Origin of the sequence: Kribbella orskensis (assembly GCF_004342085.1) — a bacterium.
In the GTDB taxonomy this organism is placed as follows: domain Bacteria; phylum Actinomycetota; class Actinomycetes; order Propionibacteriales; family Kribbellaceae; genus Kribbella; species Kribbella orskensis.
On the sequence record NZ_SLWM01000006.1, the window covers coordinates 20,195 to 41,255 of the forward strand.

Sequence of the window (21,061 nt, forward strand, 5' to 3'; positions counted from 1 at the left end):
ACTGCCGGGCGCGCGGTGGGTTGGTCTGGATGCCTCTGGAGCTGACCTGCGACCTGAACGTGCCGCCGCAGCACTACGGGATGCTCCTGCACTTCTTCATTGCCCTCACCGCTGAGGAGAGGCTCAACTTCGACCCCTTTTACCGGCAGTGGCAGGCCGACGTCGAGGCGGCGCTAGAGAACTGGATCGGAGCGGTGCTGGAGGAGCAGGACCGGGAGGAACGGTGGTTCGCCGATCCGAACGACCGGCACTCTCAAACGTATGCGGCAATGGTGAGGCTCTGGAACACCCTCGCGGAACGGCCGAAGGAGCCTGACCCGATCTCAGGGAACATGGAGATCGAATCCCTCGACGCGCTCCTGGCAAGCCCATGGTGGGAAGACCTACTCGCTGCGGACGCAGCGTTGGGCAGCAATCACGATGTGCCCACGACCCTCGGGAAGCTGGACGCGGACGTCGTCCACTGGCTGCTCCTGCGCGGTTACATGCACACCTACGTCTCCTCGCTTGCGGTCAAGCCTTGGTCACCCGAGGAGGCATCCGGCCCGGCCAACGAGGCGCTGGCGCGACTGGAACGCGTGGCACATCCCGCGCGCTGATCAGTGATCGAGTCTTCTAGCTGCTCGTCTGCGCCGGCGGAGGCGGGCTCGGCTGCTATCCCGCACACTGGGAAGAGTTCAGTCAACTAGCCGGGTCGCGATCGTCCGGTCCGGTGACCAGGCGCGGCTGTGACCCGCAACCGTCACGACATCAGCGACCGGTTCCCCGACATCGTCACCGCCGCCGTCGGCCGGTTGAGCTTCGACGCGCTCCAGCAGCGACTCGTCACCAGCCCCGCCAAGGCGCGCGGCAAGGCCGCCGAGCTGCCCGCCTCGTTTGCCGCGTTCGACCTGCTCGCCGCCGGTGGGATTGATCTGCGCACCCAGCGCTGGACGGTACGCAGGCAGCGCCTCGAGCAACTGGCGCAGCGGTGGGCCCCACCGCTGCAACTGACTCCCGTTACGGCCGATCTCGACGAAGCCACCGAATGGTTCGAGGGGCTTCCCGCCGCGATGGGCGTGGAGGGACTGGTCGTGAAAGGTGCAGGCACGCGCTACACCCCGGGCCGCCGCGACGCCTGGGGCAAGGTCAAACACCGCCAGACCCGCGAGGTCATCGTCGGCGGGGTGTTGGGCTCGATCACCCACCCCGAGGTCGTCATCGTCGGCCTCTACAACGCCGAGGCCGAGCTGGTCGTGGTCGGACGAACCGTCCCGCTCAAGCCCGAGCAGTCGGCCCAGCTCGCCGCCGTACTCGCCCCCGCGCGGCCGGGACACCCCTGGCCGGACCAGATCACGTCGTACCGGTGGGGTCGCCCCGACTCGAAGAAACCATTGACCAAGGTCGAACCAACCGTCGTGGCCGAGGTCACCGCCGACGCCGCAACACAGGCCGGACAAGCCTGTCACCGGATGCGCTACGTCCGGCTGCGACCGGACCTGCGGCCCGACGACCTACCCACCGTTGCAGGCGAGGTTGGCGGCGGCTGATCGGCCGTGGATCGTGGCTGGAACTCGAAGAGCAGTAGCGTCTGCTGACTCCAGGCCTCACAGCCACCTCGATGTCCTAGGCAACTAATCTGGCGCCGGTCACTGGGTGTGTAGTGGGACGCCTGCTTCGAGGTGGGTTATGGCTTGGTCGAGGAGGGCGAGGAACTCGTGCAGGTGGGTGTTTCCGGTGGCGCGGTAGGTGGCCATGACGATGCCGACGACCGCGCCGGCCCAGGCTCGTACGGCGAAGTCGTCGGGTGAGCGGCCGATGCGTTCGGCGGCGAGTTCCGCGAGCAGGTCGATGCTGTCGTACAGCTGGTCCATCATCCTGGCCCGCAGCTCGGGGGCGTTCAGGATCAGTTCCTGGCGCTGGGACTCCAGCTCCCACTCCTCTTCGCTCATCAAGGTGATGCTGTCGCGCACCGTGCCGCGCAGAGCCTCGGTCGGGCCGAATTCGGCCGGCTGGGACCGGAAGAGGTCGATCATCACCGGGTCCAGCCGGTCGAACAGAACCGTCTCCTCCTTGGTCGGGAAGTACCGGAAGAAGGTCGCGGGAGACACCTCGGCAGCGGCGGCGATTTCCTGCACGGTCGTCTCGGCGTACCCCTGCTGTCGGAACAGTCGGAGTGCGTGCTCCTGGATGGCCGCCCGGGTCTTCGCCTTCTTGCGTTCGCGCAGCCCGGTCGGCTTCTCCTTGGTCATGACTTGATTGTGACAACTTCCGCCGGGCCCTCATCGACTGACACGGCCGATCGACGCGGCAGGTAGGCAACGGCGAGCAGCAGGCCGAGGACGGAGACCGCGCAACAGGTCCAGAGAGTGGCGTTCATGCCGTGTACGAACGCCTCCCGGGCCGACTGAGCGAGCGAAGACGAGCCGGTCTTGGCAGCGATGGCAACGGCGCCGGATGCGCTGTCGCGTGCCGCGTCAGCGACCGCGGGCGGTAGGCCCGCAACGTCCAGCTTGTCGCGGTACGCCGAGTTCAGCACTGTGCCGAGGAGCGCGACACCGATCGTGCCGCCGACCTGGCGCAGCGCCTGGATCAAACCTGAGCCCGCGCCACTGCGTTCCGCGCTCAACGCTCCAGTCGCCATTTCCATCACCGGCGGCAGCGTGAAGCCGATACTGAGCCCGACCACGCTCACCCAGATCGCCGCATAGCCGTAGCTGTCACCCACACCGGTGAACGCTCCCGCCACGAGACCGCCGAACATCAGCACGAATCCCACCGCGACGGTCACCCGAGCGCCCACAGCGACGACGAGCCGCTCGGCCACCTTGGCCCCGACCAGCAGACCGCCAATGATCGGCAGCAATCGCAGCCCCGTCTGCAAAGCGTCGGCACCCTGGACCGCCTGGAACAGTTGCGGCAACACGAACAGCAACCCCATCAGCGCAAAGGACGCGACAGTCGCCAGCACTGTGCCCCAGGTGAACTCGCGCGACTTGAACAGACCCAGGTCGACCAACGGATCCACGGCACGCGTCTGCCAGGTCCCGAACGCCGCCAAAAGCACCAGCCCGAGCGCGATCCCCCCGAGCGTCAACGGATCACCCCACCCACGCTCACCGGCCGACACGAACCCGTAGGTGAGCGCCACCAGCCCCGCGCCGGACAAGCCGATGCCGAGTACGTCGATCCGTCCGGAGCGGTGACCACGGATCGCCGGGACGAGCAGCGCGACGGCTACCACACCGATCAGCACCAGCGGCACGTTGATCAGGAAAATCGATCCCCACCGGTAGTGATCCAGCAGCCAGCCGCCGAGCACCGGCCCCAGCGGGATGCCGAGCGAGTTGGCCATCACCCACAGCGTGATCGCCCGACCTCGCTCCTCCGGCGCGAACAGAATGTTGATCAACGACATCGACAGCGGGATCAGGAACGCCGCGCCGATGCCGAGCGCCGCCCGGAACACGATCAGCTCCCCCGGCGACGACGCGAACGCGCACGCCGCCGACGCGGCCCCGAACATCACCAGTGCCCCGATCAGCAACCGCTTCTGCCCGAACCGGTCCCCCAGTAGCCCGGCCGGTAGCAACAGCGCGGCCAGCACCAGCGTGTACGCGTTCGCGAACCACTGCAGCTGACTGATCGAGGCATCCAGCTCGGTCGCCAGCGTCGGCAGCGCCACGTTGAGCACGGTCAGGTCCAGCCCGACCACGATCAAGCTGACTGACATCGCCCCGAGCGCCCACCACCGGCGCGGGTCGAGTGCGGTCTCCATCGCAGCTCCTTTCTGAGATCAACTCTCAAATTAGAGTAGGTCTCAGAATCTGCAATATCCAGCCCGCACAAAGAAGCGCCGCAGGGCCGGGGCTTTGGGCCGCAGGACGCGGCCGATGGGGTGTGGCATCACTCGTGGCACGAAACCGCGGATACCTATGGGGAATTTCGCGCGCAGTGCGGGCGGCCGCGTGGACAAGAACGCTGGCAGAGAGCGGATGTGACGCTGTAGGTAGGTCCTCCTCGTAATGAGAAGGTCGTCGGTTCGATTCCGACAGGCGGCTCCACCCAAACCCCCAGGTCAGAGGTCAGTTCCTCCGCCCGGGGGTTTCTTCATTCCGGCACTCGTGGTGCGGGTCGTGGTGCGAGTGGGTTCTATCATCCACCGCATCGCCAAGGAGAAGGCGAAGTCCAAGCGGTCTGCGGGCCAGATCGAGACCCTGCCGTCCGGCTCCCTGAGGGTCAAGCTTTACGCCGGGGTAGACCCGATCTCCAAGACCCGCGTGTACCTACGCGAGACCATTCCAGCCGGCCCAAATGCCGAGAAGGAAGCCGAGAAGGTGCGTGAGGTCGTCGAGGTGTCCCCAGTGCGGTACCGGGGAAGGTGCGTTCACGATCTGCGCCGACCCGTGGCCGGTATCGAACCGGACGCCATAGACGACCACCTGTCCGGCCGTCTCCAGAGCGAACCGCCGCGGGAGCTCGAGAGCGTCCACTTCCGCAAGCTATCCGGCCGTACCGACGGAACCCTGAAGATCCCCAGGGGACTGTCTCGGATCCACTACGCCTTGAAGGGGATCAGGTCAGGGATCACGACGTCGTTAACCAGATCGGTCCGGGTCCGCTCATCGTGCTGTGCTTCGCTGCGGAATCTCACCGTCGCCTTGGCGGCCCGGTCCATGTCGGATGTCCACAGCACGACTCTGCGGGCGCCGCCGGCAGGCATCGCTGGCAGCTGGAGCACGGAGCTCAGTGTCCCGATCGGGCCGGGAGCGGTCGCCTCGGTGAGGCGGATGATGCTGCTGTCGGCCGCCTCGTCGAAGTCGCGGACGATCGCCAAGGTCAGTGAGTCGACGGCCCGGTCGACGCTAAGCGTGTATTCCACGCCCCACCCGGCACCGCGCCCCTGAGGTTGAAGGCGAGCCGCGGCGCCAAACGATCATGTTCGGCCGCCTGCTCGATCTGAACCAGCTTCTTGTTGTCCAGGGCGGCCTGTTCGGCGATCTCGTTCGCTCGCTTGGCGGCCGTCGTCGCTTTCCGGGCCCATACCAACGCCAGCACTGCCGGCGGCACCGCGCAGACAGCACCACCCGCGGCGACCGCGCTCCACACATCACTCATGGCTGCACTCTGAGCCATGCCACCGACAAGGACGAGATCCACCGCCGCACGGAGGCATCAGCTGGCGAGCCTTACTGCTCGGGAGCGGGAGAGATCCTGACTTTCCTGCACGCCGGACGTTCGAACGGTGAGATCGCCAAGGAACTCGTGATCAGCGACAGGCCGTCAGCGTGCATGTCTCCAACATCCTCCGGAAGATCGGCACCGCGATTCGCTACGAAGCAGCGGCTCTCGCCACGCGCGTGGCCGTCCACCCTGCCATCTGACGATCGGGCCAGCTACCGACACGGATCCGCCGTACCTGCAGGGGCGCGCAGGTACGACGACCCGCCTAGATGTCCGGCGCATGACGACGCCGGTACAGCCATATGCCGGCGAACGCGAGGGCGGCGCCACCGAGTGCGGATGCGCCTGCCTGCCGGGCCTCGGCCGCGTTGTCGGCCGACGGACCCGGGTCGAGCGCCGCCTCCGCGGGTGGCACCGACACGGGGACCTCCTCGCAGGCAGGGTGGTAGGCCCAGTGGCAATCCGGCGTTGTTGTGGAACCGGACGCCGGCTCCGGGGCTAGTAGTGCCGACGCTTCGGTAGCGGTGAGCGTGGCAGCGCCCAGCGCAAGCGCGGACACTGCGGCGGCCCAGTACTTGCGGTTCATGATTTCTCCTTTTCGGTTGGTCGCGGCGTGCGGATTCAGGTCGGGTGCGGCGCCGAGTGGTCGCGGCGTCGCTGTACGCCGAGGGTGATGCCGAGCGCGGCTCCGCCGAGGGCGATACCGCCGAGTGCGCCGAGGGCGATCGAGGTTGTGTGGAGTGCAGTCGCTTGATTGACCGGTTCGACTGGTGCCGGTCGTGTGGCCGGCTGGTCGGCGTACCCGGGATAGCCGGATCCCTCGTCCGGCCACGGCTCGACTTGCTGCGTCGGCTGGGGATCCCCCGGACTCGCCGTCGCCGGTACGACGGTTGCGAAGGCGAAGGCGAAGGGGATGACCGCGATCGCCGTGATGCGGTGGTTCATGATTCGGTCTCCTGTCCTCGAGTCCGGCGGGGCCGCTCGCTGCGGTCCGGGTACGCCGGTCGCTCGGTGTTCCTGTTGTCGCGCAAGGCGGTATCGCGACGCCTGAGCGCGGTATCACGGCGGTAACTCGGCCGTTGACGACCTGCTTTGGGAGGTCGACAGTCGAGGGGTGGGCATCGATGTACTGGGCCCGATCACGATCGAGGGGGATCAGAAGGCTCTCGGGCGACGTGACCGGGTCGTGGTCGCAGCGCTGGCGGTGAACCCTGGGGAGGTCGTCAGTGCAGAGCAGCTCGCCGACGTGTTATGGGGCGGCGAGCGGCTGCCGCCGTCATGGCAGAAAGTCGTGCAGGGCTGTGTGGTCCGGCTTCGTAAGGTTCTCGGCGCGCATGCGATCGAGACGTTGCCGCTGGGGTACCGGCTCGTCGTTCCGCTCGATGAGATCGATGCCCAGCGATTCGATCGCGCGGTGGTACGGGCTCGTGAGCTGCTGGCGGCCGGCGAACCTGAGCGATCGGCCGTGGTACTCGCGGATGCGCTCACGCTGTGGCGCGGCCGGCCGCTGACGGAGCTGGAGGGCTGGGCTCCGGCCCGGATTGAGGCTTCGCGACTGGTCGAGTTGCGGCATATCGCCGATGAGTTGTATGTCGAGTCGGCGCTGCGGTCGGGCCAGCACGACAAGGTTCTGGCTAAGGCGCAGTCCCTTGTGATGGAGGCTCCGCTGCGCGAACGTCGCTGGGTCCTGCTTGCGACGGCGCAGTACCAGGCGGGTCGTCAGGGCGAGGCGTTGCGGACAATCCAGCGCCTGCGGACCGTGCTGAACCGAGACCTCGGCCTCGACCCGAACGAGGATGTCGACGCGTTGGAGCAGGCGATCCTGCGCCAGGACCCGTCTCTCGTCGCGGAGAGTGCCCTGCCGGAACCGAGCCCGATCTGCCCGTACCCGGGCCTGAAGCCGTACGACGTCGATGACGCGGCCACGTTCTTCGGTCGCGATTCCGACATCGCGGCCTGCCTGCGCAAGTTGACTGATGCCTCGGTACTGGCGGTCGCTGGACCGTCCGGGTGTGGCAAGTCCTCGCTGGTCCGGGCCGGGGTGGCGGCAGGGTTGCGTCGCGACGGCAAGCAGGTCGTGGTGATGACTCCGGGTCCGCATCCGGTCGCCGCGCTGGCGGCTGCGATGTCTGGTACGACGGCGCCGGTGCTGCTCGTGGATCAGTTCGAGGAGGTGTTCTCGCTGTGCCGGGACACTGCCGAGCGGGAGAGTTTCCTGGCTGCGTTGCATGCCCACCAAGCGCCGCTCGTGATGTCGATCCGCGCCGATCGGCTCGCTGACGTTTCTGCCCATCCGGCCTTCGCGCGAACGGTCGAGCGCGGTCTTTACCTGCTGTCGGGCATGACGCGGGACGACTTGCGGGCAGCGATCGAGGAGCCTGCCCGGCTGTCTTCGCTGGTTGTTGAGCCGGGGTTGGTCGATCTGCTGGTCAATGAGGTCGCCGACCAGCCGGGCGCGCTGCCGTTGATGTCGCACGCCCTGCGCGAGACCTGGCAACGCCGCGAGGGTCGCACGCTCACGGTCGCGGGTTATAACGCCTCGGGCGGTATCCGGAGTGCTGTCGCTCAGTCCGCCGAAGAGGTCCACGAACGGATCTCGCCGGAGCAGCGCGCGGTCCTGCACGACCTGTTGCTGCGCCTGGTCGCACCTGGCCCGGAGGGTGAACCGATCCGCAGCCGCCTTCCGCGCCGGCTCGTCGTGACTCGCCCCGAGGACAACAAGATGATCGACCTGCTCGTGGCGTCGAGGCTGCTCACCAGCGACGCCGGCGTCGTCGAGATCGCGCACGAGTCACTGGTTCGCGCCTGGCCCCGGCTCCGAGGCTGGCTCGAGGACGACCTCGAGGGCCAGCGCATCCTGCACCACCTCGCGGTCGCCGCTGACTCGTGGAACAACCTCGACCGGCCCGACAGCGAGCTCTACCGCGGCGTCCGCCTCGCCAAGGCATTCGACTGGCGAGAACGTACAACGCCCACGCTGACCGCGACCGAGGAAGACTTCCTTGCCGCAAGCAAACGATTGTCAGAGACCGAGCTACGTGCGGCCGAAACCCGTGAACGCTTACAGTTGAGAGTCAACCGCCGCCTCCGCGCCGCCCTCGCCACCGCGGCCATCCTGCTGGTCGGCGCACTTATCGCCGGCCTTGTCGCCGTTCGCCAAGCCGACCGCGCCGAGCTAGCAGCCAGCCGCGAACTGGCCCGCCAGGTCGGTGCCCGCGCCCTGGTGACCGAGGACATCAGCCAGTCGCTCCTCCTCGCGGCCCAGGGCGTCCGCCTTGACGACGCCCCGGACACGCGAGCCAACCTGGTTGCCGCCATCAACAAACACCCAACCCTGGTCCGCTCTATCCGCGCGCCGCTCGGCCGGACCGAGAACATCGATGTCTCACCCGACGGCACCCGGATCGTCTCCGGCGATGAGAAGGCGACTTTCCACCTGTATGACGCGCAGTCAGGAGAGGTGCTCAAGTCGTACACCTTCGCGCCGGTCGCGGAGGATGCGGTCATCTTCACCCGGCCCCGCTTCAGTCCCGACGGGCGCCTGATCGCTGCGATTGCCAGCGACAACTATGGCAACCCGGTCGACCCGGCGTGGCCGGTCCGGTTGCTGGACGCCGGCACTCTCCAGCCGGTGAACCCGCAGCCCGTCGTCCCGCCGCCCGACGTACCGCGGCTGAACAGCGTGGTGTTCAGCAAAGACGGCCGGTACCTCGCGCTCGGCGCGCAGAAAGAAGGCGTCGAGGCGGAGATCGCGCGGGCGTTCGCGCTGGTATGGAACCTCGGCGCGCTCGATCAGCCACCACGAAGGGTCGACCTGGGGTGGGCGTGGCAGAGGGCGGCGCTCAGTTCTGACGGCCGGACGGTGTACCGGTCCTGGCCGCTCACCGCGTTCGACGTGGCCACCGGCCGGGAGCGATGGGCGCGGCCCGACCTTGTCGGCGACGACCCTGTCGCTCCCAGCATCGGTCTGCCGATCGTCGAGGTCTCCGACAGCGGCGACCTGCTCGCCTTCCTGCATCCCGGCCCGGTCCGGAACGACCGAACCATGACGACGATCGTCGATGCGCGGACTGGGAAGACCGTCAGGAACTTGCGCAGTACGGCGGATCCACCGCGCGCTGCCGATTTCTCGGCTGACGGCAAGTTGCTGGCCACGGCTCACTACGGTGGCGAGGTCGTCATCTGGGAACTGGCCACCGGCCGTGCACTGCAACGCTTGCGCACCGTGGAGGTGTCCTGGGCGGTCGCGTTCAGCCCGGACCAGCGGACGGTCTACACGGCCGGCGACCAGGGTATCGTCCGTGCTTACGATCTCGGCGGGCAGCGGCGGTACCTTCGCTGGACCCAGGCCGCCCCGCCACGCCGGTACCTCCACGTTCTTGCCTCAGGCAACGGACAGCGGACCGCCTATCTGTGGAACGAGGCCGGCACATCCTGGCTGAGCATTGCCGATGCGGCCACCGGCCGGATGACGCCGCCGACCCGCCTCGACCTCGAACTCCGGCAGCAGTCGCACCCACCGGCCTCCTGGCACCCGAACGGAGAGCGCCTGCTGATCAACGACCAACAGGTGGTCGTGATGGTCGACGCCCGGACCGGCAAGATTTTGAAGGAACATCGCGGGGGTGTGGGGTCGGCCCTGTACTTCGGCGACGGCAACCGGATCGTCGGCGGCAGTCCCCAGGGCAGCATCTTCTTCGACGGCGACTTGACGCCGACGGGAGGTCTGAACGGCTTCACCGCAGACTGCTGTACAGCATCGTCCCCGGACGGCAAGACCGCCGTGCTCTTCGAGGAGGGCATCAGTGGCGCCACGATGTCCTGGCGCATCGTCGAGGTCGCCACCGGCAAGGTCGTCCACCAGGGCAAGCTGCCGACCTGGGTCAACGCAGTTGCCTACTCACCTGACGGTCGACTGATAGCAGTCACCGGGACCGAAGGTGTCGTCACCATCGACCCCCGATCGGGTGCGGTCAAGCCCGCCCCGACGATCGCCCAGAAGGCTGAGGGCGTGACCATCCGCTTCTCCCCGGACGGCACCCGCCTCGTCTCCGGAGCAGCGGACGGCACTGTCACGATCTGGGACCCGCACACCCTAGAGAGCCAGCTCACCATCACCACGGCGACCGAAGGGAACCCGATCCCCGTTGCGCCGATCTTCACGCAAGGCAGCGACGTTCTTACGATTCCGGCGTACGACGGCAAGACCTACCGGTGGAACATCAGCACCGGCCATTCCCTCGCCTGGGCCTGCACCATGGCCGGCCGCAACCTGACCCCCACCGAATGGACCCAGTCCTTCCCCAAACTCCCCTACCAAAGAACCTGCCCCTGACGCCAACCTCGACGCCGAACCGAGGACACACTCGCCCGGTGGCGGTCGGCGCGTCGCGTCCAATTGTGGCCGACGCGCGACGAAGTCCCGGCGTGTCGACGACACCCCAGATAACGACACGGTGATCACGGGCAGGCGACGTGTCCCCTACAGTGACGACGTCGTGGACTTCGTTATCGAGGCTTAAGGGAACACATGTTCTATCGTCGCCTCATGGGCGGCAATAAGCGGTACCCGCGATACCCCGGGCCGGACGCCACGCGCCGGCACTGCTGGGTGCTGGCCACGACGACCGCGCGCGGCCCGTGGCCGGCCCTGATCTTGGAGTGGCGCCGGACGAACTCCGACGACTGGCAGGCCCGCGTCGTCTACGTCCCGGATCCGCGCAACACCCGCGCGGTCGAGATGTGGGTCGCGCAGCAAATGTTCCGGCCTCTGGAACCGTCGGCCCCGTCGCGGGCAGCCCAGGACGCGGCCGGTACGCCGCGGCCGAAGACGCGTCGCTGTCCAGGGAGGCGTTCTGATGGCTGGTCCGACGATCACGCTCGACGGTGGCCCCGGCCATGGCCAGATCTACATCGAGGAAGAGTTCCGCGACCGGATCAAGGCCGCGCAACGGATAGGCCGTACCCAGCCTGGCGCGGCCGGGTGGGCACTCGGCTACGTACCAGGCGGGATCGGTCTCAGCGGCGGCAAGCTCTGGAGCTGGCAGGGCGTCAACTGCCACCCCGCGAACCCGCCGACCCGGAGCTCGCCCCGTTCGGCGCCGCCTTCGCTGTCGAGGTCCATCGCGGATCGGTCACCACCTAGTCGGCCGGGGTGAGGGTGCCACCACCGACCAGCGAATAGGCATGAGTGGTTCAGCTACCTCGAACGCGGCCCAACCGAAGGTGGGCGCTGGGTCGCGGCGAAGTCGCTCAGCCGTGATGTCTGATGCCGCGTGGTGCAGGACGTGGTGCGAACTCTTGAAAACTCATAGTGGAATTCGAGTGGGCTGGGTTCGTGTTGCTAGAAGCGCTGCTAGAGGGCGAATGCGACGCTGAGCGTCCTCCTCGTAATGAGAAGGTCGTCGGTTCGATTCCGACAGGCGGCTCCGCCCAAACCCCCAGGTCAGGACCCAGTTTCCTCGCCCGGGGGTTCTTCGTTCCCCGCCTCGATCGCCCAAGCTTCTTGGCCGCGTCCCAGAGGTTCTGGTCGATCAGGTGCCCGTAGAGGTCCATCGTCATGCCCGCCGACGCGTGCCCCAGGATGCGCTGAACGACTTTCGGGTCAGCGCCGGAGCCGAGCCACACCGAGGCGGCCGTGTGCCGCAGATCTCGACACCCGGAGCGTCGGCACACCGACCGCTTTGATCGCAGCCGACCAGCGAACCGACCGCTTCCAGTTGCCCTCGCTCAGAGGGCCGCCTTGAGGAGGCTCGACGGTAAACTCCGGGTTCGACCTGTGCAGGGTCAAACTGGAACGGAAGGATCTGGTAGACGTGCGTGAAGCGGATGCCGACATTCCGGACGTGTCGCTCTCGGATGGCGTGGTCACTCTCCGGCCTTGGTCGAGAGATGACGCCGGGTTCATGGCGGAAGCATTCGCCGATCCAGCGATCCGACGCTACAACGGGGCCCACGACCGCCTCGGACGACCGGCTCCGCCGCTCTCGATCGAAGACGCTGAAGCGACCATCGACGAGTTCGCGTCGAGTTGGCGGGCGTTCGTCGCGACGGAGCCACCATCTGGTGTTGCATTCGCGATCACGGACGCAGCCTCTGGTGGCCTGGTCGGCTGCTGTGGCGTCGATGACTGGTCGAAGGCAGACGTAGCGCAGTTCGGCTACTGGATCGGGCCGAGCGCGCGAGGGCGCGGGTACGCGACTCGGGCGGTGGTTCTGCTCACACGGTGGTTGTTCGAGCTCGGCGCAGCTCGCGCCTTCCTGACGGTCGAGGCGGACAATGAAGCGTCAGCTGCTGTGGCGCGCCGAGCGGGGTTCGTGCACGAGGGAACGATGCGCGCACACAGCGTGTGGCAGGGCGAGCGCTGCGACGTGATGTGGTTCGCGGCGCTGCCGCTCGAATGGACGATGCGCAAGCCGGACGAACCAACGTGATGTGCAAGGCGATCGGAGCCGGGCTTGTCGAATCCTTCGGCGAGGGCAACGAGTCGGTGATGTACGCCATGGCCGAAGGCAATACCTGACCCCAGCCTGACCCCAACGACCTGCACCGGCGAGCGACGATGAGCACCTGGCCGACGACCTCCGGAGCGCAGACGAGCGGGTCGCGATCAGAGTGCCCGCCTCTACGGATCAGAAGGTAGTGCCCCCGAAAGGCCCCCGATAGGCCCTGAACAGCCGTCAACGACCCCCGGCCACTGAGCACGATCACTGCTCAAGGCCGGGGGTCGTGGCGTGGTTGGGGCTCAGGGCAACGGACTTTTAATGAGAAGGTCGTCGGTTCGATTCCGACAGGCGGCTCCACCGACAACCCCAGGTCAGACGGCAAATCCGACCCGGGTTTCATCGTGTCTGGGGCTCATCACCAGCACTTTGCTAACGGCTTTGTTAACGCAGTGCTGCCGCCGGGCGAACGGTCGCCGACGACGCTTGCGTGTCATTTCGAGCGCATGGGTGTAACGCAACGCCGACGCGGGACGCGCGAGGCGTGGCGGTCACGGGACGGTGCCGCGTTGAGCGCTCGACTGCTCGTAATCTGAGGCGTAGGTCTGCTCGGTCAGACGATCAGCGAAGCGTTCAGCAGCCATCTGTGAATGGTCCCGAGTCCCTGCGGAGTGCCAACCGACACGCTGTCACTGGCGTGAGGCCGCGGAACGAGGCATGTGCGAGCATTCCGTTTCATGCCAGCGCCTGGAACTCGCGAGCTGACCGGGTGCTACCGCAAAGTGCCGGTGGCGATGGACTCGCGCAGGACCTTCTAGAGGACTGCTTAGCTCGGCATTGCAGCTATGGGGGGACTATCCGCCGCCGGGTCACCGACAGACCGGAGGGACGCGCTCTTGCAAACGATTCGCGGCCTCCGGGTACTTCCCCGGCTCGCTGCGACGGCATACTCATCGACATGGAGCCTTGGGATGCACTCGACGCTGCGACGGAGCTCCACATAGCGCAGCGTCGCGTGACTCCGCGGCTGGACCTGTTGGGGGGCCGGTAGGGTGCGCGGCCGTGGCGCCCGATCCGGGTTTGACGCCCTTCAGCAGGTCCTCAATTCCCACGCTGTTCCCTTCCGGACCGAGCGCATCCCGGCGGTCTCGGTGGCTGATGTTGTTTCTGACCTGAACCTGCCGGCGGTCTTGGAACTCCTGTACACACAAGGTGGGCCGGTGCCGAGCAGCTCCGTTCCGTGGGTCGTCGAGGAGCTGTTCTTGTTCTCGATCAGAGAACTGGACACTGCCCAGGATGGCTACCGATGGGCGGGCCCACAGAGACGGAGGTTGCCAACGTGGCAGTCGAACTGGGTTGTGATCGCCGAATTGAGCACTATTACTCAGTCCGCGCAGGGCTCTCCGCGCGCAGACTGAGCTGAAACAGCACTGCGTGCGCCCCAGGGGCAGGTCTGGGGTGCACCACGGGATCACGGCCGGTCGCCTCCGCCGGTCCCTGGAGCATCACCGACAGGGGAGGAGCGCAGTCGGCATGACTGTGCGGGGGAAGCAAGCAAAGATGTTCATCGTCGCGATCGCGCTCGCCGTCGCGGCAGCAGGTGGCTGTGGCGGGCAACAATCAGGGAGCGGGTCCGCGTTGCCTTCGGCAACGTCAACGGTATCGCCTGATCTGGTCAGGGTTCGAGGCGTGTCCACGGACGACGACGGCGGTTCGGAGTCGTTCGAGGTGATCGCGGACGGAAACAGGCGATTCCGGCTGACGGTGCTCACCGGCTCGGAAGCGGGGTACTACCAGGTCTGGGACGGCAAGGCACTGCTGCTCTACAACCCCGACGAGGACCCGCAATACCGGCGGATCGAGAATCCAGGCGAAGACGAGTCCCCCGACCTCACCTTCTTCTACCGGACGGACACCGAGGAGTTCGAACAGCTGTGTCCAGCGGCGAAGCGGCTCGGCACGCGGACGTTGTTCGGGCGGAAGGCGGTCCGCTACCACTGCGACAAGGTGGAATCCAGTGACCAGATGCCGGACATGGACGCCAGAGAGATCGCGCTGGACGAGAAGACCGGCCTGGTGATGGTGTACGGCAGCTCGGATGTCATCACCGAGGTGACCTTCGACCCGGTGATCGCGGCCGACACTTTCTCAACCGAGTTGCCGCCGGGCGCGGACTCGTCCGTGGCGACCCCGGAAGGCGAGTCGACCGACGTGCCGCCGGATGCCGAGTCGACTGAGGTGCCGCCGGATGGCGGTGACGTCGAGCCCAACGAGATCGGCAGCTTCCGGCTCAACGCGGTCGGTGGCGGGTTCGTCAACAGCACGTCGTACCGCGGAAAGCCGTTCGTGATCGTGGCAGGATCGGCGGACGGGATCCGGACTGCGCTCGGCCGTCTGCTGCCGATGACGCGAGCCGGTAAGCCTCCGGTCGTGGGCTTCCTGCTGGTCATGCCGCCGGAGGACTGGAAGGGCTCGTTGTTGAACCCCAAGGACGTGGACCAACTGGCGGCTTCGATCTCGAAGTCGGCGGGAACGTTCGCCGCTCCGGTCGGCCTCGACTTCAAGGGCGCCGCCAGTTGGGTGTTCTCGGGTGACATGACGGTCCCGCCGGATCTCACGCAGGTGACGATCGCGCTGGTCGCCTCGGACGGAACGTTCGCACACGTGACGCCGGCCCGCGAAGTGACCGACGCGAACCTGCGCAACTGGATCGCCGCGCTCTCCTGAGAGCGCAAAGCCAGACCTCCGCCTAGACCTTCAACTCGGTGTTGCCCAGGGCTCAGCGTGTTCGCTACACACCGGCAGCTTCAGGCGCAGTAGCGCGCCGCTATGACATGGCACGACTTCGGCCGTCCCGCCATGAGCCTCGGCGACCTGTCGGACGATGGCCAGGCCCAATCCGGATCCGGGATGCGCGCGGGCAGCGGGTGAGCGGTAGAAGCGGTCGAAGACGAATTTGAGGTCGCTGTCGGGGATCCCAGGGCCGGTGTCCGCGACGTCGAGAGTGCCCTCCTTGACGCTGATCAGGACCCGGCCGCCGGACGGGCTCCATTTCACGGCGTTGTCGACCAGGTTCGCAACGGCGCGTTCCAGGGCGTCGGGGTCTCCGTGGACGAGGGTGGGCGCGCAGGTCAGGTCGAATCCGATCTGTGCTGCCCGACGTGTCGCGCGGGCCGCGACGCGCTCGGCGACGAGGTCCAGGCGGACGTCTTCAGTGTGGAAAGCGGGCTGGCCGTAGCGGGCCAGGTCGACCAGGTCGTTGATCAGTGCTCTGAGTTCGCCGGCCTGATCGAGCGCTTCGGCGGCGAGGTGTGGGGCCTGCCGGTCGGCCAGGTCTTCCGCCAGCAGTTCGAGGTTCACGGTCAGGCTCGTCAGTGGTGTGCGCAGTTCGTGCGAGGCGTCGGCCACCAGGCGCCGTTGGGCGCCGACGGACTCGTCCAGCGCGGCGGTCATCCCGGCGAACGCGGAGCCGAGCCGGCCAATCTCATCCTGGCTGTCGGCGGGGATCGGGATGGCCAGGTCGCCGGTCGTGCGGATCATTTCGACGGTCTCGGTGAGCCGACGTACGGGTCGCAGGACGCGGCGTGCGGCCAGGCGCGAGGCAAGTGCCGCCAGGAGTCCGGCGGCCACCGTCGATGCGGCGAGCAGCCAGGCGAGTTGGCGCAGGGTGGGTGCGGGATCAGATTGCGGGATCGCTGTGCGCACGAGCGTGCCTGGTGCTCCTGGGAATGGGGCGGTGTAGACGCGGTAGGCGACACCGTCGTACACCGCGTTACGGAAGTAGGCAGCGGCGGTTCCGTTCGCGACGGTGACGTCGCGGTCTGTGAGGTCGACGAACTGCGCCGATGGCCCGGCCCGGACCGGGTCCGGCACGATTTGCAGCTGGGTGCTCCCTATCCCCAGTGGAACGGCTGGGAAGGCCCCCTCGTTGGACGTCCCCCTGAACTTCTCCTTGATGGCTTTCGCCACGTCCGGTGCCTGGCCGGCGGCCGCCACCAGGGACCTGTCGATCTGGCCACGGAGGCTGGCTTCCACGGCCGGATACAGGACCACTGAAACGAGCACCAATGCGCCGGCGGCTATGGACCCTCCGGCGATCGCCAGCCGGGTGCGCAGGTTCATGGCTCCTCGCGCAGGACATACCCCAGGCCGCGCACCGTCTGGATCAGTCTGCTGCCGCCGTCCGCTTCGAGCTTGCTTCGCAGGTAGCTGATGTAGACCCACAGCGCGTTCGACTCCGGGCCGAAGTCGTAGCCCCAGACGGACTCGAAGATCTGGGTCCGGCTCAGCACCCGGCGGGGGTTGCGCAGGAACAGCTCCAGCAGTGACATCTCCGTCTTGGTCAGATCCAGGCGTCGGCCGGCGCGTTCGGCCCGGCGGCCGCTCAAGTCCAGGTCGACGTCGCTGAAGTGCAGCACCTCGGCCCTTGCGCCGCTGCGCCGCAGCAGGGCTCGAAGTCGTGCCCGCAGCTCCTCCAGGGCGAAGGGCTTGGCCAGGTAGTCGTCGGCCCCCGCGTCGAGCCCGGCGACCCGGTCGGTGACCAGGTCCCGGGCCGTGAGCATCAGGATCGGCGTGTCGTACCCGCCCGAACGCAGCGTCCGGCATACCTCAAGCCCGTTCGGTTCGGGCATGAGGACGTCGAGCACCACCGCGTCCGGGCGGAACGCGCCGTGCTCCGCGAGGGCGGACGCCCCATCAGCGGCGGATGCCACGTCGTAGCCGTCGCGGCCCAACGCATGCTCCAAGGACCGCCGAACAGCCGGGTCATCGTCCACGACAAGTATCCGCATGGTCGTCCATCCTCGCCGTCGATCATGAAGTTGTGATGATGATGTGAGACTCGGCGGCTGTCAGCCGTTGGCCAGTGACTGCTTCAGATCCCCCAACGCGGTCGTGAACCGATCGGCGCTGACCCCGAGCGAGTGAGCGATATCACCGAAGGCCTTGGACGTCGGAACGATTCCGCCGGGAGCCGATACCACGGCGACCAGGGCGGCCTTGGCCTTGGCTTGACTGACGCCGAGCGCCGCGGCCAACCGTGCCGCTGCGGCGTTGCTCGCGAACGGCGAGTTCCGTGGGTCGTCCGCCCCTTTCTTGTCCTTACCGGCCTGCTTGCCATCCTTCTCCGCCTTGCCGGCCCGCTTGCCGTCGTCGGCACGAGTGCGCCCAGGCTTGAGGAACAACGGTTCCACGGCGGTCTTGACCCGCGAGGCCGGCAGCCCCAGCTTTGCCGCGACCGCCCTGACGAATGCCTCCGGCGTAACGTTGTTCGAGCCGGCCAGCGACTTCTTGGCCGCGACCAGCGCGGCGTTGAGCCGGTCGGTCGTCACCCCGAGCTTCGCCGCGATCTTGGCGAGGTCGGCATCCTTGGCCGGCTTGGACTTTCCCTCCACCTTCACCGCGGCACCGGATTTCGCGGCGCCGGCTTTCGGATGAGAACCGGACGTCGCCCCCGACGCAGTACCGGTTGTGGCCAGCGCGACGAGCGTTACCGCGGCCGCGACCAGCCGTGTGCGTTTGATCATCGTGATTCCCTTTCGTCCACTGAGCGCGCCGGACGAGAACCGGCGCCGTGGCGACAACACAAACAGCGCGGCCTCAGGTGTGGTTTCAGCCAGCTTTAGAGCTTCCTTAGAAGGGGCCGGCAAGAATGTCTGCGTTTCTTGGTCGCGTGAGAGTCGGCGGGCCTCATTGCGGTGGCAGGTCGGTCCCCCGCCACGTCCATGACCTTGCGGCCGACCTCAAGCGGGTCCAGCACCTTTGCCACAGACTGCGTCGGATATCCACGCCTTCCGATCCTTGCCTCCTGAAGTCCAGGTGGCATAAGAATCCACTAACCCCTGCCCCGCGAGAGGCGGGGCGGACCACCCGATCGGAGCGTGATGCTGGTCGCTGGGCTGGCGGCAGCGGACGGCCAGCAGGCTGGACTTGACCATGGTGCGTTCGGGCTCTCTGGACAGCAGGTGTTGTCGAACGTCGGTCGTATTGTCGGCGCACGGTATTTACGTCGCCTGTGGAGCGGGCCATGCCGAATCGTCTGGCTGACGAGCGCGACGCGCTGACACAGCAGCTCGACTTCCACCGCGCCACCCTGCTTCGCAAGCTGGACGGGCTCGATGGCGAGCTGCTGCGCCGGCCGATGACGGCGTCTGGACTCAGCCTGCTGGGGTTGGTGAAACACGTGGCCGAGACGGAGCATGGCTGGTTCCTCAAGATCTACGGAGGGTTGTCCGAGCCAGATCTGTTCTCGACCGACAGTGACCCAGATGCGGAGTTTCGCGTCGGTCCCGATGAGACGGCCGACGCTCTGGTCGGGCAGTACCTACGGACCTGCGAGCGGGCCCGGGCGATCGTGGCCGCCGGCGGGCTCGACGACGTGGTCACGACGCCGTGGGGAGCGGAGGTCAACTTGCGGGCGATCCTGGTCCATATGGTCCAGGAAACCGCGCGGCACAATGGTCACGCCGACATCATCCGAGAGGCTATCGACGGCACAACAGGCCATTGAAGCCCCGTCTCACAATCTGCCAGCCCTGCCTTGAAGACCTCAACGCCCAGTTCCAGTGGAACGTCGTGTCAGGCCCGACCGATCCGTAAACTGCTCACCGACTTTCGAAACAAGGCCTAGGCGTCTGATCGCGCGTTGGCCCCCGTCCCCCTGGCCGCTCGATTGTCCGGTCTCACGAAGCTACGCCGGCTCGCCTGGTCAACAGTCGCGAGGCGGCGAGAAGGCTTGGGCTGGAGTGCCTCGTACGAGCGCGAGCGTCTTGGCTCCGCTGACCCCGATGTCCAGGTATCTCCTCAGGTCTGCTGCTCCGCGCCGGACTTCGGGGATGGTCGGATCGCCTGCTTCCCAGGCGCAAGAGGCAATGGGCGGTCTCGCGCCGATGGAGTCAGCCGGTCCTGGTCGAAGAATGTCGCCAGACGGACATGCAGCCGTCGTGCCGGGGAGCTGCGATGGCCGGTGTCGGGAAGTGGCGCCGGCGCAGCGGGGGCGAAGCCGGCTAGGCGCCAGCGTCGATAGGCGTTGACCGGGCGGTGGTCCTCGATGTACCCGCCGTCCGGCAGCCGGACGACCCGGCCGGTCTCGATCCCGTGCACCGCAATCTCCAGATCCCGTCCCTGCAGCCCCACGCAGATGCGACGGGTCAGGACCAGGGCGGCCGGCGGACCGACGATCAAAAGCACCTGGAACAGGTGGATGAGCGAGTTGACCGAGAGGTGGAACAGGACGGCCATGGTGTCGGCGCCGGCCGCGGCCCACAGGACGCCGTAGAAGACGATGCCGGCAGCGCCGATGCCAGTTCGGGTCGGGTTGTTGCGAGGTCGTTCGAGGAGGTTCTGATCAGTCCGGTCGCCGATGATCCAGCTCTCGATGAACGGGTAGACGGCGACCAGTACGAGGAACAGCGTGCAGAGTGTGACCGGTAGCAGGATGGCGAGGGTGACGGTTCTGCCCCACCAGACGACCTCCCATCCCGGCGCCAGCCGAAGCGCGCCGTCCAGGAACGCGAGATACCACGCCGGGCCGATTCCTGCCGAGGCGTTCGCCGGGTCGGCCGGGCCGTACATCCAGACCGGGTTGATGGTCGCCGTGGCGCCCATCAACAACGCGACGCCGACCACGAAACAGAACAGGCCGGCGCCCTTGACCGCGGCAACAACCGCCGGGCGACCCACGACATTGTCGTTCGTTCGCCCGGGTCCGGCGAACTGTGCGGGCCCGTGCTTGAGGGCGAGGACCGCGAGGGCGATGAAGAGCGCGACGAGTACGGCGGGCAGGACGTACACGTGCAACGGATAGAAGCGGGCGATCACGTTGCCCGGGAACTCCCCGCCGAACAGGAGGGCCGAGAGGTCGGAGCCGACGATCGGGATAGCCTTCACGACGCCATCGGTGACAGCGAGGCTCGAGCCCGAGAGCATGTCGTCCGGAAGCGAAGTACCGGTGAGGCAGGCGCCAAGCGTGACGATGAGCAGCCCGAAGGCGACCAGCCAGCTCAGCCGCCGTGGTCGACGGAACCCGCCGGTGAAGAACAACCGCAGCAGATGCAGCATGATGGCTGCCACCATCAGCAGTGACGCCCAGTGATGGACTTGGCGCACCAGCAAGCCGGCGCGAACCTCGAAGCTGATCGCCAGGGTCGAATCCAGTGCCCGCGACATCGACACGCCGCGAAGGGGCGCGTACGGGCCGTCGTAGACGACGTGGTCGACCGACGGTTCGTAGGGGACCATCAGGACCACGCCGGTGACCAGCACCACGACGAAGCTGTAGAACGCGATTTGGCCGAACAACAGCGACCAGTGGTCGGGGAACACCCTTCCCCGCAGGTTTCTCATCGAGCGGTGCATCGGCTCCTCCTCTCGCCATCACTGTCCACTCCGGCCGCGAATCCGCGGCTACCTGTAAGACTGCGCAGCCCCCCGTTTCGTGACATCGCCGTCCCAGATCA

The 21,061-nt window shown here is 67.1% G+C and carries 19 protein-coding genes; 7 read left to right on the top strand and 12 right to left on the bottom strand.

The features are described from left to right. Window positions 1-29: 29 nt before the first annotated feature. The gene (locus EV644_RS17960) at window positions 30-599 is read left to right on the top strand and encodes a hypothetical protein (RefSeq protein ID WP_132189449.1); all 570 of its coding nucleotides are present in this window, start codon (window positions 30-32) and stop codon (window positions 597-599) included. 129 nt (window positions 600-728) lie between these two features. Continuing rightward, window positions 729-1,529 (top strand): ATP-dependent DNA ligase, encoded by an 801-nt coding sequence (locus EV644_RS17965; RefSeq protein WP_132189450.1) that lies wholly within the window; start codon window positions 729-731, stop codon window positions 1,527-1,529. A gap of 99 nt (window positions 1,530-1,628) precedes the next feature. Here EV644_RS17965 and EV644_RS17970 read toward each other — a convergent pair whose 3' ends face one another. The 7 genes from EV644_RS17970 to EV644_RS17990 all read right to left on the bottom strand — a co-directional run bounded on the left by EV644_RS17970 (window position 1,629) and on the right by EV644_RS17990 (window position 6,108). Then, window positions 1,629-2,231 (bottom strand): acyl-CoA-like ligand-binding transcription factor, encoded by a 603-nt coding sequence (locus EV644_RS17970; protein ID WP_132189451.1) that lies wholly within the window; start codon window positions 2,229-2,231, stop codon window positions 1,629-1,631. After that, window positions 2,228-3,757 (bottom strand): DHA2 family efflux MFS transporter permease subunit, encoded by a 1,530-nt coding sequence (locus tag EV644_RS17975; RefSeq protein ID WP_132189452.1) that lies wholly within the window; start codon window positions 3,755-3,757, stop codon window positions 2,228-2,230. Before EV644_RS17975 ends, EV644_RS17970 begins: the two co-directional genes overlap by 4 nt. Before the next feature lie 508 nt (window positions 3,758-4,265). Next, complete coding sequence (locus EV644_RS44585; RefSeq protein WP_158292859.1) at window positions 4,266-4,472, bottom strand: hypothetical protein; 207 nt, start codon at window positions 4,470-4,472, stop codon at window positions 4,266-4,268. A 65-nt stretch (window positions 4,473-4,537) separates the two neighbouring features. Beyond that, on the bottom strand, window positions 4,538-4,861 hold the full coding sequence (locus EV644_RS44590) for a hypothetical protein (RefSeq protein ID WP_158292860.1): 324 nt from the start codon (window positions 4,859-4,861) through the stop codon (window positions 4,538-4,540). Then, window positions 4,819-5,139 carry a hypothetical protein gene (locus EV644_RS44595; RefSeq protein WP_158292861.1) on the bottom strand — a complete coding sequence of 107 codons (321 nt, stop codon included), beginning with the start codon at window positions 5,137-5,139 and terminating at the stop codon, window positions 4,819-4,821. Before EV644_RS44595 ends, EV644_RS44590 begins: the two co-directional genes overlap by 43 nt. A gap of 289 nt (window positions 5,140-5,428) precedes the next feature. Next, window positions 5,429-5,749 carry a hypothetical protein gene (locus EV644_RS17985; RefSeq protein WP_132189453.1) on the bottom strand — a complete coding sequence of 107 codons (321 nt, stop codon included), beginning with the start codon at window positions 5,747-5,749 and terminating at the stop codon, window positions 5,429-5,431. A 35-nt stretch (window positions 5,750-5,784) separates the two neighbouring features. Next, window positions 5,785-6,108, bottom strand: a complete 324-nt coding sequence (locus tag EV644_RS17990) for a hypothetical protein (protein WP_132189454.1) — start codon at window positions 6,106-6,108, stop codon at window positions 5,785-5,787. A 169-nt stretch (window positions 6,109-6,277) separates the two neighbouring features. Here EV644_RS17990 and EV644_RS17995 point away from each other — a divergent pair, with 169 nt between their 5' ends. Continuing rightward, complete coding sequence (locus EV644_RS17995; protein WP_132189455.1) at window positions 6,278-10,498, top strand: nSTAND1 domain-containing NTPase; 4,221 nt, start codon at window positions 6,278-6,280, stop codon at window positions 10,496-10,498. A 523-nt stretch (window positions 10,499-11,021) separates the two neighbouring features. Further along, complete coding sequence (locus EV644_RS18000) at window positions 11,022-11,321, top strand: hypothetical protein (RefSeq protein ID WP_132189456.1); 300 nt, start codon at window positions 11,022-11,024, stop codon at window positions 11,319-11,321. 94 nt (window positions 11,322-11,415) lie between these two features. Here EV644_RS18000 and EV644_RS47800 read toward each other — a convergent pair whose 3' ends face one another. Beyond that, window positions 11,416-11,838 (bottom strand): tyrosine-type recombinase/integrase, encoded by a 423-nt coding sequence (locus EV644_RS47800; RefSeq protein WP_369410500.1) that lies wholly within the window; start codon window positions 11,836-11,838, stop codon window positions 11,416-11,418. A gap of 140 nt (window positions 11,839-11,978) precedes the next feature. Here EV644_RS47800 and EV644_RS18010 point away from each other — a divergent pair, with 140 nt between their 5' ends. Further along, window positions 11,979-12,596, top strand: a complete 618-nt coding sequence (locus EV644_RS18010; RefSeq protein WP_132189457.1) for a GNAT family N-acetyltransferase — start codon at window positions 11,979-11,981, stop codon at window positions 12,594-12,596. Between the two features lie 1,698 nt (window positions 12,597-14,294). Beyond that, complete coding sequence (locus tag EV644_RS18015; protein WP_132189458.1) at window positions 14,295-15,332, top strand: LolA family protein; 1,038 nt, start codon at window positions 14,295-14,297, stop codon at window positions 15,330-15,332. 30 nt (window positions 15,333-15,362) lie between these two features. Here EV644_RS18015 and EV644_RS18020 read toward each other — a convergent pair whose 3' ends face one another. Genes EV644_RS18020 through EV644_RS18030 form a run of 3 tightly spaced genes read right to left on the bottom strand, consistent with a single transcriptional unit; the run spans window position 15,363 to window position 18,130 of the window. Continuing rightward, window positions 15,363-16,727, bottom strand: coding sequence for a sensor histidine kinase (locus EV644_RS18020; protein WP_132189459.1), 1,365 nt, complete (start codon window positions 16,725-16,727; stop codon window positions 15,363-15,365). Further along, window positions 16,724-17,395 (bottom strand): response regulator transcription factor, encoded by a 672-nt coding sequence (locus tag EV644_RS18025; RefSeq protein ID WP_132189460.1) that lies wholly within the window; start codon window positions 17,393-17,395, stop codon window positions 16,724-16,726. The genes EV644_RS18020 and EV644_RS18025 overlap by 4 nt, the downstream gene beginning before the upstream one ends. Window positions 17,396-17,455: 60 nt before the next feature. Next, window positions 17,456-18,130, bottom strand: coding sequence for a hypothetical protein (locus EV644_RS18030; protein WP_132189461.1), 675 nt, complete (start codon window positions 18,128-18,130; stop codon window positions 17,456-17,458). Between the two features lie 500 nt (window positions 18,131-18,630). On the opposite strand from EV644_RS18030, the gene EV644_RS18035 reads away from it, so the two are divergent. After that, window positions 18,631-19,113 carry a DinB family protein gene (locus EV644_RS18035; protein WP_132189462.1) on the top strand — a complete coding sequence of 161 codons (483 nt, stop codon included), beginning with the start codon at window positions 18,631-18,633 and terminating at the stop codon, window positions 19,111-19,113. Between the two features lie 293 nt (window positions 19,114-19,406). Here the strand turns inward: EV644_RS18035 and qcrB are convergent, their stop codons facing one another. Beyond that, window positions 19,407-20,960 (bottom strand): cytochrome bc1 complex cytochrome b subunit, encoded by a 1,554-nt coding sequence (gene qcrB, locus EV644_RS18040; protein WP_132189463.1) that lies wholly within the window; start codon window positions 20,958-20,960, stop codon window positions 19,407-19,409. Between the last annotated feature and the right edge of the window lie 101 nt (window positions 20,961-21,061).

Bases quoted from the DNA above. Each gene is read 5' to 3' on its own strand.
- EV644_RS18035 (WP_132189462.1), top strand. From the start codon at position 18,631: ATGCCGAATCGTCTGGCTGACGAGCGCGACGCGCTGACACAGCAGCTC.
- EV644_RS18025 (WP_132189460.1), bottom strand. From the start codon at position 17,395: ATGCGGATACTTGTCGTGGACGATGACCCGGCTGTTCGGCGGTCCTTG.
- qcrB (WP_132189463.1), bottom strand. From the start codon at position 20,960: ATGCACCGCTCGATGAGAAACCTGCGGGGAAGGGTGTTCCCCGACCAC.
- EV644_RS18030 (WP_132189461.1), bottom strand. From the start codon at position 18,130: ATGATCAAACGCACACGGCTGGTCGCGGCCGCGGTAACGCTCGTCGCG.
- EV644_RS17990 (WP_132189454.1), bottom strand. From the start codon at position 6,108: ATGAACCACCGCATCACGGCGATCGCGGTCATCCCCTTCGCCTTCGCC.
- EV644_RS17970 (WP_132189451.1), bottom strand. From the start codon at position 2,231: ATGACCAAGGAGAAGCCGACCGGGCTGCGCGAACGCAAGAAGGCGAAG.
- EV644_RS17985 (WP_132189453.1), bottom strand. From the start codon at position 5,749: ATGAACCGCAAGTACTGGGCCGCCGCAGTGTCCGCGCTTGCGCTGGGC.
- EV644_RS17960 (WP_132189449.1), top strand. From the start codon at position 30: ATGCCTCTGGAGCTGACCTGCGACCTGAACGTGCCGCCGCAGCACTAC.
- EV644_RS18000 (WP_132189456.1), top strand. From the start codon at position 11,022: ATGGCTGGTCCGACGATCACGCTCGACGGTGGCCCCGGCCATGGCCAG.
- EV644_RS17975 (WP_132189452.1), bottom strand. From the start codon at position 3,757: ATGGAGACCGCACTCGACCCGCGCCGGTGGTGGGCGCTCGGGGCGATG.
- EV644_RS18020 (WP_132189459.1), bottom strand. From the start codon at position 16,727: ATGAACCTGCGCACCCGGCTGGCGATCGCCGGAGGGTCCATAGCCGCC.